The 14,351-nt window shown below is 61.8% G+C and carries 13 protein-coding genes and 4 tRNA genes; 13 read left to right on the top strand and 4 right to left on the bottom strand.

The features are described 5' to 3' along the window. Positions 1 to 55: 55 nt before the first annotated feature. Together def and PQG80_RS24200 are read right to left on the bottom strand one after the other, a co-directional pair. A complete protein-coding gene (gene def, locus PQG80_RS24205; protein WP_271754246.1) occupies positions 56 to 583 on the bottom strand; it encodes a peptide deformylase in 528 nt (175 codons plus the stop codon). A 192-nt stretch (positions 584 to 775) separates the two neighbouring features. Next, a complete protein-coding gene (locus PQG80_RS24200; RefSeq protein WP_271754245.1) occupies positions 776 to 2,731 on the bottom strand; it encodes an ABC-F family ATP-binding cassette domain-containing protein in 1,956 nt (651 codons plus the stop codon). A 187-nt stretch (positions 2,732 to 2,918) separates the two neighbouring features. On the opposite strand from PQG80_RS24200, the gene PQG80_RS24195 reads away from it, so the two are divergent. From PQG80_RS24195 to PQG80_RS24150, 10 genes are all read left to right on the top strand, one after another. Beyond that, a tRNA-Lys gene (locus PQG80_RS24195) sits at positions 2,919 to 2,994 on the top strand. Between the two features lie 204 nt (positions 2,995 to 3,198). Continuing rightward, positions 3,199 to 3,274, top strand: a tRNA-Lys gene (locus PQG80_RS24190). Positions 3,275 to 3,444: 170 nt separating this feature from the next. Next, a complete protein-coding gene (locus PQG80_RS24185; protein WP_271754244.1) occupies positions 3,445 to 3,912 on the top strand; it encodes a MarR family winged helix-turn-helix transcriptional regulator in 468 nt (155 codons plus the stop codon). A 410-nt stretch (positions 3,913 to 4,322) separates the two neighbouring features. Next, positions 4,323 to 6,236: a threonine--tRNA ligase gene (gene thrS / locus PQG80_RS24180; RefSeq protein ID WP_271754243.1), complete on the top strand. Its 1,914-nt coding sequence runs from the start codon at positions 4,323 to 4,325 to the stop codon at positions 6,234 to 6,236. A gap of 141 nt (positions 6,237 to 6,377) precedes the next feature. Beyond that, positions 6,378 to 7,520, top strand: coding sequence for a LolA family protein (locus tag PQG80_RS24175; RefSeq protein WP_271754242.1), 1,143 nt, complete (start codon positions 6,378 to 6,380; stop codon positions 7,518 to 7,520). 171 nt (positions 7,521 to 7,691) lie between these two features. Further along, positions 7,692 to 8,876 carry an alanine racemase gene (gene alr / locus PQG80_RS24170; RefSeq protein ID WP_271754241.1) on the top strand — a complete coding sequence of 395 codons (1,185 nt, stop codon included), beginning with the start codon at positions 7,692 to 7,694 and terminating at the stop codon, positions 8,874 to 8,876. A gap of 151 nt (positions 8,877 to 9,027) precedes the next feature. Further along, complete coding sequence (locus PQG80_RS24165) at positions 9,028 to 9,309, top strand: CopG family ribbon-helix-helix protein (protein WP_271754240.1); 282 nt, start codon at positions 9,028 to 9,030, stop codon at positions 9,307 to 9,309. A gap of 3 nt (positions 9,310 to 9,312) precedes the next feature. Next, positions 9,313 to 9,663, top strand: coding sequence for a type II toxin-antitoxin system PemK/MazF family toxin (locus tag PQG80_RS24160; protein ID WP_090114400.1), 351 nt, complete (start codon positions 9,313 to 9,315; stop codon positions 9,661 to 9,663). Positions 9,664 to 9,813: 150 nt separating this feature from the next. After that, a complete protein-coding gene (locus tag PQG80_RS24155) occupies positions 9,814 to 10,428 on the top strand; it encodes a TetR/AcrR family transcriptional regulator (protein ID WP_271754239.1) in 615 nt (204 codons plus the stop codon). An 81-nt stretch (positions 10,429 to 10,509) separates the two neighbouring features. Continuing rightward, positions 10,510 to 12,699, top strand: coding sequence for a Tex family protein (locus PQG80_RS24150; RefSeq protein ID WP_271754238.1), 2,190 nt, complete (start codon positions 10,510 to 10,512; stop codon positions 12,697 to 12,699). Between the two features lie 102 nt (positions 12,700 to 12,801). On the opposite strand, the gene cmpA is transcribed toward PQG80_RS24150, so the two are convergent. Together cmpA and PQG80_RS24140 are read right to left on the bottom strand one after the other, a co-directional pair. After that, on the bottom strand, positions 12,802 to 12,939 hold the full coding sequence (cmpA, locus tag PQG80_RS24145) for a cortex morphogenetic protein CmpA (RefSeq protein ID WP_271754237.1): 138 nt from the start codon (positions 12,937 to 12,939) through the stop codon (positions 12,802 to 12,804). A gap of 121 nt (positions 12,940 to 13,060) precedes the next feature. Beyond that, positions 13,061 to 13,417, bottom strand: a complete 357-nt coding sequence (locus PQG80_RS24140) for a hydrolase/acyltransferase (protein WP_271754236.1) — start codon at positions 13,415 to 13,417, stop codon at positions 13,061 to 13,063. 106 nt (positions 13,418 to 13,523) lie between these two features. On the opposite strand from PQG80_RS24140, the gene PQG80_RS24135 reads away from it, so the two are divergent. From PQG80_RS24135 to PQG80_RS24125, 3 genes are all read left to right on the top strand, one after another. Then, positions 13,524 to 14,000 carry a SprT family protein gene (locus PQG80_RS24135; RefSeq protein WP_271754235.1) on the top strand — a complete coding sequence of 159 codons (477 nt, stop codon included), beginning with the start codon at positions 13,524 to 13,526 and terminating at the stop codon, positions 13,998 to 14,000. Between the two features lie 105 nt (positions 14,001 to 14,105). Beyond that, positions 14,106 to 14,181 (top strand) — tRNA-Asn (locus PQG80_RS24130). Between the two features lie 4 nt (positions 14,182 to 14,185). Next, positions 14,186 to 14,276, top strand: a tRNA-Ser gene (locus PQG80_RS24125). Positions 14,277 to 14,351: the final 75 nt, after the last annotated feature.

Below are 14,351 nucleotides of genomic sequence, written 5' to 3'. Positions count from 1 at the left end.
TTTAATGGCGAAGCGGCGATGCGGAGTTGCGGGGACACCGAAGGTGCGGCGTAGATTAGCGGGAAGCGGGAGGCGGACCTGCGATTTTCCTCACTTGGTGGATCGAGATCTTATCCCCGGTTTCCTCGTGGTAAAGGGTAGCTCCCTTAACGTGATCGATGAAAAGAACGCCGTCCAGGTGGTCGAGCTCGTGCTGGATGCAGCGGGCCAGGAAGCCCTCGGCATGGATCGTCTCGGTCTCGCCCCGGCGATTCAGCGTCGTAATCGTTATCTCGTTCGCCCGCTTCACGAGACCCGCATACCCCGGAAACGATAGGCAGGCTTCGGCGCCGACCTGTTCGCCCTTGACCTCGACGACTTCGGGGTTCACCAGCTCGACCAGGCCCTCGCCGCAATCCATGACGATCACTCTGCGCAGGACGCCGATCTGAGGCGCCGCGAGTCCGGCCCGCCCGTCCATCGCGTACAGCGTCTCCGCCATGTCGTCCAGCAGCCGCTCGATTCTGGGCGTGATGCCATCGGCAGGCCTCGACTTTTTTCGCAGCAGCTCGTCGCCAAAGGGCAATATCGTTCGAATCGTCATCCGTGTCTTCCGCTCCTTCCAAATATAGCTTTATTTTACCGTCTGCGCGCGGTTTTGTGAACCGTTCGACGCTTCTATAGAAGGCGCCAGGCGGGGTTCTTTGTCCCTTTTTGCCCGATCTTGGCGGTAAAACGCAAAAACGACCGACGATCGATTGATCGCCAGTCGTTTCGTAACCATATCGCAAGCCTGTCAGCTCTTCTTCTGCGAGGCGATCGCCTCTGCCAGCTCGCTGAGCTCCGTCCAGCGCTCGAGCAGGCCTTCCAGCTTGGCTTCCTGCTCGGCCAGCTCCGTCGTGAGCTGCTGAAGGCGGTAAGAGTCGCTTGACGCCTCCTCCATCTGCCTGCTCAGCTCCGCCAAGCGCGTCTCGGCCTCCGCGATCCAGCCGTCGATCTGCTCGAAGTCCTTTTGATCTTTGTAGGACATCTTTAACGCTTTGCCGCCCGGGCGGGCGTCGGCGGCGCCGCTTGCCGCCGAGTCGGGCGCCGGCGAGGCAGCCGGCTTCTTGGGCGTAGCCGGCGTCTGGGCAGCCGCTTCGAGCGCCTGCTGCTTTTCCGCGTAGGCTTGGTAATCCGAATAGTTGCCGGTGTGCTGACGGATGACGCCGGCGCCCTCGAAGCCGAAGATGCGGTCGACCGTCCGGTCCAGGAAGTACCGGTCATGCGAGACCACGAACACTACGCCCGGAAAATCGTCGAGATAGTCCTCCAATACGGATAGCGTCGCGATATCCAGGTCGTTGGTCGGCTCGTCTAACAGCAGCACGTTCGGCGCTTCGATGAGTACGCGCAGCAGCTGCAGCCGCCGTTTTTCCCCGCCCGACAGCCTGGAGATCTGCGTCCATTGCGCCGCGGGCGGGAAGAGGAACCGCTCGAGCATCTGCGCGGCCGAGATCCGCTCGCCCTCCGCCGTCGTGATCTGCTCCGCGCCTTCGCGGATATACTCGATCACGCGCAGATTCTCGTCCATCTCCTCTTGCTCCTGGGAAAACCAGCCGATCCGCACGGTATCGCCGAGCTCTACGGCGCCGCCGTCCGGCCGCAGCTTGCCCGCGATCAGCCGGAGCAGCGTCGACTTGCCGCTGCCGTTGCGGCCGACGATGCCGACGCGATCCTCGGGCACGGCCGTATAGCTGAAGCCGTCGATGAGCAGGCGGTCGCCGTAACGCTTGGTTACGTCCTCGAGCTCGACGATCTTGCGCCCGAGTCGGGAGGAGGCGACGGAGATGTCGAGCTTGCCGCCGGCTGCCTTGGGCGCGCTGGCCTTGAGGGCTTCGTAGCGGTCGATGCGCGCTTTCTGCTTGGTGGAGCGCGCCTGCGCGCCTCGGCGTATCCACGCCAGCTCGTTGCGCAGCAGGTTTTTGCGCTTCGCTTCCGTTGCGGCCTCGCGCTCCTCGCGCTCCAGCTTGAGCTCCAGAAAGCGGCTGTAGTTCGCTTCATAGAAGTACGCGCGCCCGCGATCCAGCTCCAGGATGCGATTGCTCACGCGGTCCAGGAAGTAACGGTCGTGGGTAACCATCAGCAGGGCGCCGCGGCGCTTCTGGAGCATGCTCTCCAGCCAGGCGACCGACTCGTTGTCGATATGGTTGGTCGGCTCGTCGAGGATGAGCAGATCCGACGGCTGCAGCAGCGCAGCCGCCATCGCGACGCGCTTGCGCTGGCCGCCGGACATCGTATCGACGGACGCTTCGAAGTCCGTGATCCCGAGTCGGGCGAGCGCGGTCTTGGCGTCGGTCTCCATCGTCCAGGCGTCGAGTTCGTCCATCGCCTGGCTGGCCGCGATGAGCTTCTCCTGCAGGCCGGCTCGTCCAGGCTCGCGGTTGAGCGCATCCAGCGCCGCCGCGTATGCGCGCAGCGCCGCCAGCTGCGGCGAATCGCCGCCGAGCACATGCGCGAGCGCCGTCTCGCCGGTCGCGAAGGACGGATCCTGCGCGAGCATGCGGATGCGCGTGCGGCCAGCCGCGCTGATCCGTCCGGCATCCGCGGGCTCGATGCCCGCGACGGCCTTCAGCAGGCTGGACTTGCCCGTGCCGTTGACGCCGATGATGCCGATCTTGTCTCCTTCTTCGACGCCGAAGGAGATGTCTTCGAAGAGGACCTTGTCCCCGTAGCTTTTGGTCAGATGCTCGACCGTGAGGATCGTAGCCATGTATGTTACCACTCGCCTTATATAGGAAATGACATGAATTAACCGTATCATAACATATTCCCGGACGCGCCTGCTTAGCGGCGCGTGCATGGGCCTAAAGCATGGGTTTCATTCGCTGAATCAATTTTTTAAAATTTGTACTTGCAATGAGGCGTGGGGACGTGCTATATTATAAAAGTTCTTTTACAGGTCCTTAGCTCAGCTGGCAGAGCAGTTGACTCTTAATCAACGGGTCGTGGGTTCGATCCCCACAGGGCCTACCATCCCGTAAACGACGAGAACGGCAGCGTTATCCGCACCGTTCTCTTTTGTTTTGTCCGGCGACTGCGGGGATGGAGTGGACTCCGTCACCAACATATTGTCCTAGTCGAATCCCGCCAAAAAGTGGTCGTCTTCATCCGCAAAAATTTTTTCAAAAAAGCTTGGCAATCTGTTTCGCCCTGTGTTATATTATAAGAGTTCTTTACAGGTCCTTAGCTCAGCTGGCAGAGCAGTTGACTCTTAATCAACGGGTCGTGGGTTCGATCCCCACAGGGCCTACCACCTCTAAAGTTCAAGAGCAGCGACGATTTATCGTCACTGCTCTTTTTGATTTTTACGCAATCGCGGTTCATCCGCGACTTCGCGCGCGCCAGCTTGACTTTCCAATATCCTAGGATTAGGATTCCCCTATAACCCTGAATAAACGCAAATGCGCGGGAGGAGGACGAGCGATGGAAGGGACAGAAAAGGAAGCGCTCGCGGAAGACCTCCGATTATTCAGGATATGGTCTCGCGCGTCCCGGGCGCTCTTCGGCAACATCGGACGGGATATCGAGAGCCACGGACTGAGCCCCGACAACTTCATGATCCTGGAGCTGTTGTATAACAAGGGTCCTCAGCCGATCCAGAAGATCAGCGAACGGCTGTCCATTCCGAGCGGCAGCATCACTTACGTCATCGACAAGCTGGAAAAGAAGGGTTACGCGGAGCGCCGGCAAAGCCAAGAGGATCGCAGAACGTCCAACGTCGTGCTGACCGAGGCCGGGAGCGCTTTGTTCGACGATATTTTTCCCAAGCACGCGGCCATGATCTCCCGCAATCTGTCCGTCGCGACGCCGGAAGAGAAGCGCGCGCTCGCCGAGCTGCTCAAGCGAATCGGCATGCATGCGGCGGCGCTGGGAGAGGACCGGGACGGCTAGGGTGCACCGTCGCCGATAAATATAGTTGACCCCGAGCATCTCCCGCACTATAATAACGCCAAGCATCCCCATCTATTCAGGCGATGACCAAAGACATGATCCCCTTCGAGGGCCGGACAGAGAATGAGGTGCAAGGTGCGAGCCTCTGCGGCGACCGGAAGAGGATTACCCCTTTGCAGCCGTAGCGTCGAACCCTGCGAGCCGTCCGCGGCGTCGCGTCAGTAGGCGATACCGTCTTATCCCCGTTACCGGATACCGATGAGGATCTTGCCCGTCATGGGTCGGCTTGCGGCCGATGCGTGCGCGGCGCAGGTCGAATTAGGGTGGAACCACGAGCTTGAACGCACTCGTCCCTTTGGGGCGGATGTGCGTTTTTTTGCGTTCAAATTCACGCTAAGGAGGCTTGTGCAATGGTAAAGGTAACGTTGGCGGATGGAAATAGGAGAGAGGTGGCCGGCGGAACCACCGTCGGCGAGCTGGCCGGGATCGTCGGGCCGAGCCTCCGCAAGCGGGCGGTAGCGGGCAAGATCGACGGTCGGCCGGTCGACTTGGCGGCGCCGATCGAGCGCGACGCGCAGGTCGAGATCCTGACGCTCGAACAAGCGGAAGGGCTCGAGATTTACCGCCATAGCACGGCGCACCTGATGGCGCAGGCGATCCGGCGGCTCTACGGCGGCGCGGAGAAGGTTAAGCTAGGCATCGGCCCGGTTATACGCGACGGCTTTTACTACGATATCGAGATGGATAGGACGCTGTCGGAGGACGATCTCGCCGATATCGAGCGCGAGATGGCGCGCATAGCAGGGGAGGACCTGCCGATCGTCCGCCATGCGGTGAGCCGAGAGGAGGCGGAGCGGCGGTTCGCCTCAGATCCGCTGAAGCTGGAGCTGATCCGTGATTTGCCCGCGGGCGCCGTCATCACGGTGTACGAGCAGGGCGAATTCGCGGACCTGTGCCGGGGGCCGCATCTGCCGTCCACTGGGCGTATCCAAGCGTTCAAGCTGATGAGCGTGGCTGGCGCGTACTGGCGGGGCGATGCCAAGAACAAGATGCTGCAGCGGATCTACGGCACTTCGTTTCCCAAGGAAGCCGACCTGCTCGAGCATCTGCGTCTGCTGGAGGAAGCCAAGAAGCGCGATCATCGCAAGCTTGGCAAGGAGCTTGAATTATTCATGTTCTCCGAGGAAGCGCCGGGCATGCCGTTCTATCTGCCCAAGGGGATGACGATCCGGACGGAGCTGGAGAATTTCTCGCGAGAGATTCAGGGCAAGCGGGACTACGACGAGGTGCGCACGCCGTTCATGATGAACAACCGCATATGGGAGCAGTCGGGGCATTGGGATCATTACAAGGACAACATGTACTTCACGCAGGTCGACGACACCAAGTTCGCGCTGAAGCCGATGAACTGTCCGGGCCATATGCTGATCTACAAAAACGAATTGCATTCCTATCGCGAGCTGCCGATCCGGCTATCCGAATTCGGCCAGGTCCATCGGCACGAATTTTCCGGCGCGCTGAACGGCATGATGCGGGTGCGCACGTTCTGTCAGGACGACGCCCATATCTTCCTGCGGCAGAACCAGATCGAGGAGGAGATCCGGCGGACGATCTCCCTGATCGACGAGATTTATCGTGTGTTCGGCTTCGAATATAAGATTGAGTTGTCGACACGTCCGGACGACTACCTCGGAACGGCGGAGACGTGGGACGAGGCAGAGAGAGGCCTGCAGAACGCGCTGGAAAAGCTCGGTTTGACGTATCAGCTGAACGAGGGGGATGGCGCTTTCTACGGGCCGAAGATCGATTTCCATATCCTCGATGCGCTGAAGCGCAGCTGGCAATGCGGCACGATCCAGCTGGACTATCAGATGCCGGACAAGTTCGATCTGGCGTATGTCGGCGAGGACGGAGCGAAGCATCGGCCGGTCGTCATCCACAGGGCGATCTACGGCTCGATCGACCGGTTCATCGGCATGCTCACCGAGCATTACGGCGGCGCGTTCCCACTATGGCTGTCTCCGGTGCAGGCGAAGCTGCTGCCTGTCTCGGACGTATACGCCGACTATGCGCTGCAGGTCAAGCGCGAGCTGGCCGAGGCGGGCATTCGGGTCGAGGTCGACATCCGGAGCGAGAAGCTTGGCTACAAGATCCGCGAGGCGCAGCTAGGGAAGGTGCCCTACATGCTCGTGATCGGCGAAAAGGAGCGCGAGCGCGGCACGGTGTCCGTGAGGCGCAGAGGCGCCGGGGATGCGGGAGAGATGACGGTAGCGGAGCTGGCGGCGCGGATGGCGGGCGAGATCGACAAGCGCGCGTCCGACTAACTTTATATAGTAAGAAAATGTAGACACGCATGGTCATCCGTTCGATATATCGCCCGAGCTCGTCAATCTCGTCCGCATATTTGGTCAAGTCCCTTCATAGGAATGAAGCATGGACTAACCAATCGCAGAGGGGTTGATGTGATGCTTCGCAAGCTGCCGTGGATCGCGGCTGCCGTGGTGCTCATCGCGACGTTGCTGTCGGGATGCGGCGCGGGCAAGAACGCCGATTCGGTCGTGAAGGATCTGAGCAAGTTGTCGGACAAGATGGACAGTTACCAGGGCAGCGGCATCATGACGCTGCATACCGGACAGCAGCCTCAGGCGTACAAGGTCGAGGTGTGGTACCAGAAGCCTAATTATTATCGCGTCGCGCTCACCAGCGCGAGCCGCGACGTGACGCAGATCGTGCTCCGCAACGACGACGGCGTGTTCGTCCTGACGCCGAGCTTGAACAAGAGCTATCGCTTCCAGAGCGACTGGCCGGACAACCAGGGCCAAGTGTACCTCCTCCAGACGCTGCTGCACAGCATCACGGTCGACAACTCGCGCCAGTTCGCGGCGGAGAAGGACTCGTACGTCTTCAACGTCATGGCGGGCAATTACCAGAACGGCTCGTTCGCCCGTCAGAAGATCTGGCTCGACAAGAACGATTATTCGCCGCAGCTGGTCGAGGTGACCGACACGAACTCGAACGTGCTGGTGGACGTGAAGTTCGACAGCTTCGAATTCGGCAAAAAGTTCGAGAAGTCCGCGTTCGACATGCAGCAAAATCTCGCCACGCCGAAGGACGACGCTAGCACGACCGGCGCGCTGCCGGACGCCGGAGCCTCGCCGGACGCGAACGGCACGGCCGGTACGGACGCCGATCCGGCGACCGCCAATCCTGCGGACGGTACCGACGGCACGGACGGCACTGCCGACGAACCAGCCGTCGAGATGGCCGCCATCGAGCCGGATCCGCTCATGCTGCCGCAGGGCGTCACGCAGGTGGAAGCGCCGTTCGACGTGCAGCTCGGCGACGGGGAGCAAGGCGTCATGCTGCGCTATAGCGGCACGTACGATTTCTCGATCATCGAGTCGCAGTCCAAGGATCGCGCCGTCTCGACGCAGGCGGAAGCCAAGGCGCTCGACCTCGGCTTCACCGTCGGCTTCCTCGCCGAGGACGACACGCAGTCGCTGTCCTGGACGTACGACGGCGTGGACTACCGCCTGACGACGGTGGACCTGCCGCAGGAGGAGATGGTTCGCGTCGCGCAAGCGCTCGTCGACCAATCCGGAAAATAATTATCGTGCTTCAGCTGCCCGAAGGCCGGTCCCAGGACCGGCTTTTTGGCATCGGAGAGAGGGATAGCCAAGCATTGGCTGCCGCTCTTGCGTTGACAGTTGGGCCCGCGCCCGGTAACATTACCTTATTAGGATAGCAGGCTGGTTTACTGGCAGAAGTAGGTGACGTGAGTGGAAGGGTATTACAGGCCGACCGCTGCCGTGATCTCGCTGGACGCGCTGCGCGCCAACGTATCCGGCTTCAGGTCGCGGCTCGCGCCGGGCATGAGGCTGCTCGCCTCGGTGAAGGCCAACGCATACGGCCATGGCGCGGTATGGTCCGCGCGCACCGCGGCGGAAGCGGGCGCGGACTATCTCGGCGTCGCCTTCCTGGACGAAGCGCTGCAGCTGCGCGACGCGGGCATCGATACGCCCTTGCTCGTGCTGGGCCTGACGCCGTCCGCCGCATTTCCGGTCGCTCGCGAGCGCGGCATCGCCGTGACGCTGTATCGCGAGGATCAACTTGACGCGATCGAACGAATGCCCGTAAAAGGGGCGAAACTGCAAGCGCACGTGAAGATCGACTCCGGCATGGGCAGGCTGGGCCTATTGCCCGGACCCTCGGCCGAGCGTTTTCTGGAGAGAGCCTTCAAGCTGCCGCAGCTGGCGGTCGAAGGCATGTATACGCATTACGCGAAGGCGGACGAGAGCAACAAGTCGTACACGATGATGCAGGCCGAGCGCTTCGCCTCGGTCGTCGACTATGTGCGGCGCGCTTCGCTGCCCGTGGAGATCATCCACGCGGGCAATACCGCGGCCGGCATCGACTTGCCGCCTCAGGTGGGCGGGATGCTGCGGCTCGGCATCGGCATGTACGGCCTGTATCCGAGCGACGAGGTCAGGCAGGGCGAGATCCCGCTCGCGCCCGTCATGTCGCTGCGCACGCGGCTCGCCCACGTCAAGACGCTGGCCGCGGGCGAGGGCATCAGCTACGGCACGCGGTACTTCACCGAGAAGCGCGAGTCGATCGGCACGCTGCCGGTCGGATACGCGGACGGCTTCAGCCGGATGCTGTCCGGCAAGGCCGAGGTGCTGGCGAGAGGCCGGCGGCATCCCGTCGTGGGCTCCATCTGCATGGACCAATGCATGGTCCGGCTGGAGGATGCCCCGTCCGGCGAAGAGCCGGCCTGGGCGCCGGACGAGGAGGTCGTGCTGTTCGGCCGACAGGGCGAGGCGGTGCTGCCGGTCGAAGAGCTCGCCGCCAAGCTCGGCACGATCAACTACGAGGTGACCTGCATGGTCGCGGCCCGCGTACCGAGAGTGTACGTCAGCGGCGGCGAGATCGTCAGCGTAGTCAACCCGCTGCTGCAGGCATAGACGGCCGGCGGCGCGCCGGCAACTTTTAACGCCGTCAAGCAGGAATGAAACGCGGGCGGCGCGAATGGTATGAAGAGTCGTATATTTCCGTTCGGGGAACGGGATACTGGAAATTATTGCAGCATGGATATTTTTTGGGGGTGCGTGTTCGGTGGCCAATTTGCACAATACGAAGCGGATTATGATCAGTCTTCCCGATCAGCTGCTGCGCGAGGTGGACTATGTCGCGGCGAACGAGAATTCCAATCGCAGCGAGGTCGTCCGCCAGGCTATGAAGCAGTACCTGGTCGACAGAAAGAGACGCCTGATCCGCGACGCGATGCAGCGGGGATACCTGGAGATGGCCAAGATTAATCTGAACATGGCGTCCGAAGCCTTCCATGCAGAGGAAGACGCCGAGAGCACGCTCGGCCGGCTCGTGAGCGGGGTGTAGCGATTGATCGTCAAACGCGGGGATGTGTTCTATGCGGACCTCTCGCCTGTCGTAGGGTCCGAACAGGGCGGCGTACGTCCTGTACTTGTCATTCAGAACGATATCGGCAACCGGTTCAGCCCGACGGTCATCGTCGCCGCGATCACGGCGCAGATCCAGAAGGCGAAGCTCCCGACGCATGTGGAGATCGAAGCCAAGGAGCACGGAATGGAGCGGGATTCGGTCGTGCTGCTGGAGCAGATCCGCACGATCGACAAGCAGCGGCTTACGGACAAGATTACGCACTTGGACGAGGAAATGATGCGCAAGGTGGACGAGGCGCTGCTGATCAGCGTGGGCTTGATCGATTTTTGAGAGAATGGTTCCTTATCACTAGGGACCGTTCTTTTTTTGTGCAAAAACTTCCACATTTTCGACAAATGCGCGCTTGCCTCGCTGTATTCCTTTCGTGCATAATAGAGATAATGCGGTGAAGCACTAAAGCTTCCCAGGCGTGGAGGGATCATGGGGACCTACGGACTGGATGCAAGGATGCGTATCCTGCTGGCCGCCAAGCGGCTGTTCGCGAGGCAGGGCTTTGACGGGACGACGGTACGGGCGATCGGGATCGAGTCGGACACGAATCCGGCGCTCGTTTCTTATTATTTTCAAGGCAAGGACAAGCTTTTCGAAGCGCTGATGGACGAGTTTTTTCCGATCGAGCTGGTCCGGGAGACGATCGCGGCGCCGATGGAGCCGGTGGCCGGGCTTAAGGTCGTGATCCGGGAGATCGTGAAGTTCCAGTCCCAGGACCCGGACCTGATCCGCGTCATCCAGAACGAGATCGGCAACGAGTCGTGCAGGCGCGATTTCATCCGGGAGTATCTGGTGCCGGTATGGGAAAAGATCAGGGCGCTGCTCGAAGAGGGCAGGCGGCGCGGCGTGTATCATTACCGGTCGCTGGACAGCGCGTTTCTCTATCTTTGGGGCGGCCTTATGTACCGGCGCGAATTCAGCTTCTTCGATCCGGTGCTGTCCGAGCCCGTACCGGACGCGGAGCGGCTCTGCGAGGATCTGACCGTCTTCGCGCTCTCGGCGCTGGGCTGTCCGGACACGGATCGGCCCGCCATCGCGCAATAGCGCGCATACCATGGACGCTTCCTGCCGGAAGTGTCTTTTGTTATGATGGGAGAAGACATGATCAGAGGGAGCTAACGTACCATGAATGAAGCGACATTGCCGGACGTCAAGCGGGCGGCGGAGCGTATGATCTCGCAGATCGCGTCCGAGCTGGGCCTCAAGCCGGCGCAGGTGCGCACGGTGGCGGGACTGCTCGACGAGGGCAACACGATCCCGTTCATCGCCCGCTACCGCAAGGAGATGACCGGCGAGCTCGACGAGAACGCGCTGCGGGCGATCGAGGAGCGGCGCGGTTATCTCAAGCAGCTGGAGGACCGCAAGGGCGAGGTGCTCCGCCTGATCGACGAGCAGGGCAAGCTGACGCCGGAGCTGTCGGCGGCGATCGGCGCATCGGTCAAGCTGCAGGAGCTCGAGGACCTGTACAGGCCGTATCGGCAAAAGCGCAAGACGAGAGCGAGCGTCGCCAAGGAGCGGGGCCTCGAGCCGCTGGCGAGCTGGCTGCTGTCGCAGCCGAGGCAGGGCGACCTGCAGCGCGAGGCCGCGCGCTATGTCGACGTCGCCAAGGGCGTAGGCAGCGCGGAGGAAGCGATCCAAGGCGCCATGGACATCGTGGCCGAGGGCATCGCGGACGATGCGGACATCCGCAAGTGGGTGCGGCGCTTCACGTGGGACCAGGGCGTGCTGCAGAGCAAGGCGAAGAACGCCGAGGCCGAATCCGTATACGAGATGTATTACAAATACAGCGAGCCTGTGAAGCGGCTGCCGCCGCACCGGGTGCTGGCGATCAACCGCGGCGAGCGCGAGGACGTGCTGAACGTGGGCCTCGAGGTGCCGTCCGAGCGCATCGTAGCCGAGCTGCACAGGCGTACGTTGCGAGGGCCGTCGCCGGCCCGCGACGCGCTCGCCGCGGCGGCCGAGGATGCCTACAAGCGGCTGGTCGCCCCGTCGATCGAGCGCGAGCTGCGGGGCGAGTTGACGGAGAAGGCGGAGGAGCACGCGATCTCGATCTTCTCCGAGAACCTGCGCAATCTGCTGCTGCAGCCGCCGGTGAAGGGGCAGGTCGTGCTGGGCGTCGATCCGGCGTTCCGGACCGGCTGCAAGCTCGCCGTGGTGGACGATACGGGCAAGCTGATGGAGGTGGCCGTCTCTTATCCGACGCCGCCGCACAACAAGAAGGCGGAGGCCGAGGCGCTGTTCCGCAGGCTGATCGAGCAGTACGGCGTGACGCTTATCGTCGTCGGCAACGGCACCGCCTCGCGGGAGACGGAGCAGTTCGTGGTAGCCGTCATCAAGGGGATGCCGGAGCGCGGTCTGCAGTACTTGATCGTCAATGAGGCGGGAGCCAGCGTGTACTCGGCGTCCAAGCTCGCGCAGGAAGAGTTCCCGGATCTGGACGTCGCCGAGCGCAGCGCGGTGTCGATCGCGCGGCGCCTGCAGGACCCGCTCGCGGAGCTCGTGAAGATCGAGCCCAAGGCGATCGGCGTCGGACAGTACCAGCACGACGTGTCGCAGAAGCGGCTGGACGAGAGCCTCGGGGGCGTCGTGGAGTCGGCGGTCAACCACGTCGGCGTCGACGTGAACACGGCCTCGCCGTCGCTGCTCTCGTACGTGTCCGGGATCAATGCCACGCTGGCCAAGAATATCGTCAAGGCGCGGGAGGAGAACGGCAAGTTCACCGACCGCAAGCAGCTGCAGAAGGTGCCGCGGCTCGGCGCCAAGGCGTTCGAGCAATGCGCGGGCTTCCTGCGCATCTCCGATGGCAAGCATCCGCTGGACCGTACGCCGATCCATCCGGAGTCCTACGGCGTCGTGGACAAGCTGTTCAAGGCGCTTGGCCTGAAGCTGGAGCGCTTGGGGGATAACGACGTCAAGGAGCGCCTGCGCGGCGTGAACGTCGCCGAGACGGCCGCGGAGCTGGGCGTCGGGGTGCCGACCCTGCGCGACATCCTGGACAGCCTGCAGCGGCCCGGGCGGGATCCGAGGGACGAGCTGCCGCAGCCGATTTTCCATACGGACGTGCTCGATATCGAGGACCTCAAGCCGGGGATGGAGCTGACCGGCACGGTCCGCAACGTCGTGGACTTCGGAGCCTTCGTCGACATCGGCATCAAGAACGACGGGCTCGTGCACATCTCCCAGATCAGCAACCGGTTCGTGAAGCATCCCACCGAGGTCGTCGCCGTGGGGGATACGGTCAAGGTATGGGTGATGGGGACGGATCTGAAGAAGGGGCGAGTCAGCCTGACGATGAAGGGGCCCGCCGAAGCCTGATATCCAGAGACAGCCGCCCCGGATGCGCCGCAGCATGCTGCGACCGCATTCGGGGCGGCTGTTCTTGTAGATATGCGTATGAGTCAAGCCGTGGACGGTCGATTAAGGACGGGGACTCGCGGCCGCATCCTTCGCGGGCTGGCGATAGTAGAAAAACCAGCAGTCGTTCAGCATCTTGATCTGGCGGCGGTCCTTCTTCTGGTAAGCCCTCATCATCTGATTGCACAGCCATTGCGGCATAAGCCGTCGTCCTCCTCCACTGTCATGCTGTACTAATACCTTATGGAGAGGGACGGCGGACCGTGCAGGTCCGATTCGCGGAATCGGGGCAAAAATTGGGCTGCCCGTCGAATAAGTACGGTTAGAGGAGGCCTTCTTCCTCGTACCACTGCTCGAGCTGAGCCTGAAGGGCGCGGATCTCCGTCAGCAGCGAGACGAGCGGATACGCGCTCTCGCGCACGGCTGCGAAGGACGCCTCGAGCTCGTTGACATAGGCCATGCCGCCGATCCGCTCGGCAGCGCCTTCCAGCAGTTCCAGCCGGCCGACCTCGGCGACGGCTCTCGGGAGCGCGGGCACGTTGTCCGCCGTCAGCTTGGACAGCTCCTTGTGCAGCCTCAGGTTCAGGGCGCTTAGCTGATAGGCGTGGGAAGCGGGCATTTCGACGAATAATAGGCTTCCGTCCGCGCGTTGCAGCAATACGTGGGTCATGTCGGGCATGGGTCAGCTGGTCTCCCCTCGGCAAATTCTACTTGACAGTGTAGCCCAACCCGAGGCTACAATTCAAGTAGAATAAGGCTCATTCAGGAAGGCAGGCTCCGCGTCAATGGACAACCGCGATTTGCAGCAATGGGTGGAGGAGGTGTCGCTCAAGTGGTTCGGCAGGCCCTTCCTTCACAAGGCGGCGTTCAACGGCAGGCTGAGGACGACCGGAGGCCGTTACTTCACGAAGAGTCATCATATCGAGATCAGCCCGCATCAGCTCGAGATCAACGGGGCGGAGGAGACGGAGCGCATCATCAAGCACGAGCTGTGCCATTACCACCTGCACCTGCTCGGGCGCGGCTACCGTCACCGCGACGCCGAGTTCAAGTCGCTGCTCGACAAGGTCGGGGCGACGCTCTACTGCCAGGCGCTCCCTGGGGCGCGGCGCAGCCTGCCGGTGCGCTACCACTTGGTGTGCCGTGCTTGCGGCATGTCATACCCACGCAAACGCAAGACCGATCCGCGCAAGTACGTCTGCGGACGCTGCCGGGGCAAGCTGCGGCTCGAGGAAGCCGCCGTGGAGACGGCTTCTTCCTGAGGAGAAGCAGCCGTCCAAAATTTCTTTTAAAAAAATTGCAGGCAAGGCTTGACTTCATTTGGGGGCATATGATAAATTAATCAATGTCACTTTTGAAGAAAACGTTCCCTGATAGCTCAGTTGGTAGAGCACTCGACTGTTAATCGAGTTGTCACAGGTTCGAGTCCTGTTCGGGGAGCCAGTATGGAGAGATACCCAAGTGGCTCAAGGGGACCCTCTGCTAAGGGGTTAGACTGCGCAAGCGTCTCGAGGGTTCGAATCCCTCTCTCTCCGCCACTTCAGTGACATGACTAAGGATTGCCGAATAGGCAATCCTTTTTTGTTGTTTATCGAGAAGGATGCGCGCACGAC

It is taken from the genome of Cohnella rhizoplanae, assembly GCF_948329515.1.
Taxonomy (GTDB): Bacteria; Bacillota; Bacilli; order Paenibacillales; family Paenibacillaceae; genus Cohnella; species Cohnella rhizoplanae.
The sequence above is the reverse complement of the archived record's forward strand: the minus strand, read 5'-3'. Positions and strand labels throughout refer to the sequence as shown.

What these genes read in the sequence shown, in the direction of transcription:
- def (WP_271754246.1), bottom strand. Translation starts at nt 583, where the DNA reads ATGACGATTCGAACGATATTGCCCTTTGGCGACGAGCTGCTGCGAAAA.
- PQG80_RS24200 (WP_271754245.1), bottom strand. Translation starts at nt 2,731, where the DNA reads ATGGCTACGATCCTCACGGTCGAGCATCTGACCAAAAGCTACGGGGAC.
- PQG80_RS24185 (WP_271754244.1), top strand. Translation starts at nt 3,445, where the DNA reads ATGGAAGGGACAGAAAAGGAAGCGCTCGCGGAAGACCTCCGATTATTC.
- thrS (WP_271754243.1), top strand. Translation starts at nt 4,323, where the DNA reads ATGGTAAAGGTAACGTTGGCGGATGGAAATAGGAGAGAGGTGGCCGGC.
- PQG80_RS24175 (WP_271754242.1), top strand. Translation starts at nt 6,378, where the DNA reads ATGCTTCGCAAGCTGCCGTGGATCGCGGCTGCCGTGGTGCTCATCGCG.
- PQG80_RS24155 (WP_271754239.1), top strand. Translation starts at nt 9,814, where the DNA reads ATGGGGACCTACGGACTGGATGCAAGGATGCGTATCCTGCTGGCCGCC.
- PQG80_RS24150 (WP_271754238.1), top strand. Translation starts at nt 10,510, where the DNA reads ATGAATGAAGCGACATTGCCGGACGTCAAGCGGGCGGCGGAGCGTATG.
- cmpA (WP_271754237.1), bottom strand. Translation starts at nt 12,939, where the DNA reads ATGCCGCAATGGCTGTGCAATCAGATGATGAGGGCTTACCAGAAGAAG.
- PQG80_RS24140 (WP_271754236.1), bottom strand. Translation starts at nt 13,417, where the DNA reads ATGCCCGACATGACCCACGTATTGCTGCAACGCGCGGACGGAAGCCTA.
- PQG80_RS24135 (WP_271754235.1), top strand. Translation starts at nt 13,524, where the DNA reads ATGGACAACCGCGATTTGCAGCAATGGGTGGAGGAGGTGTCGCTCAAG.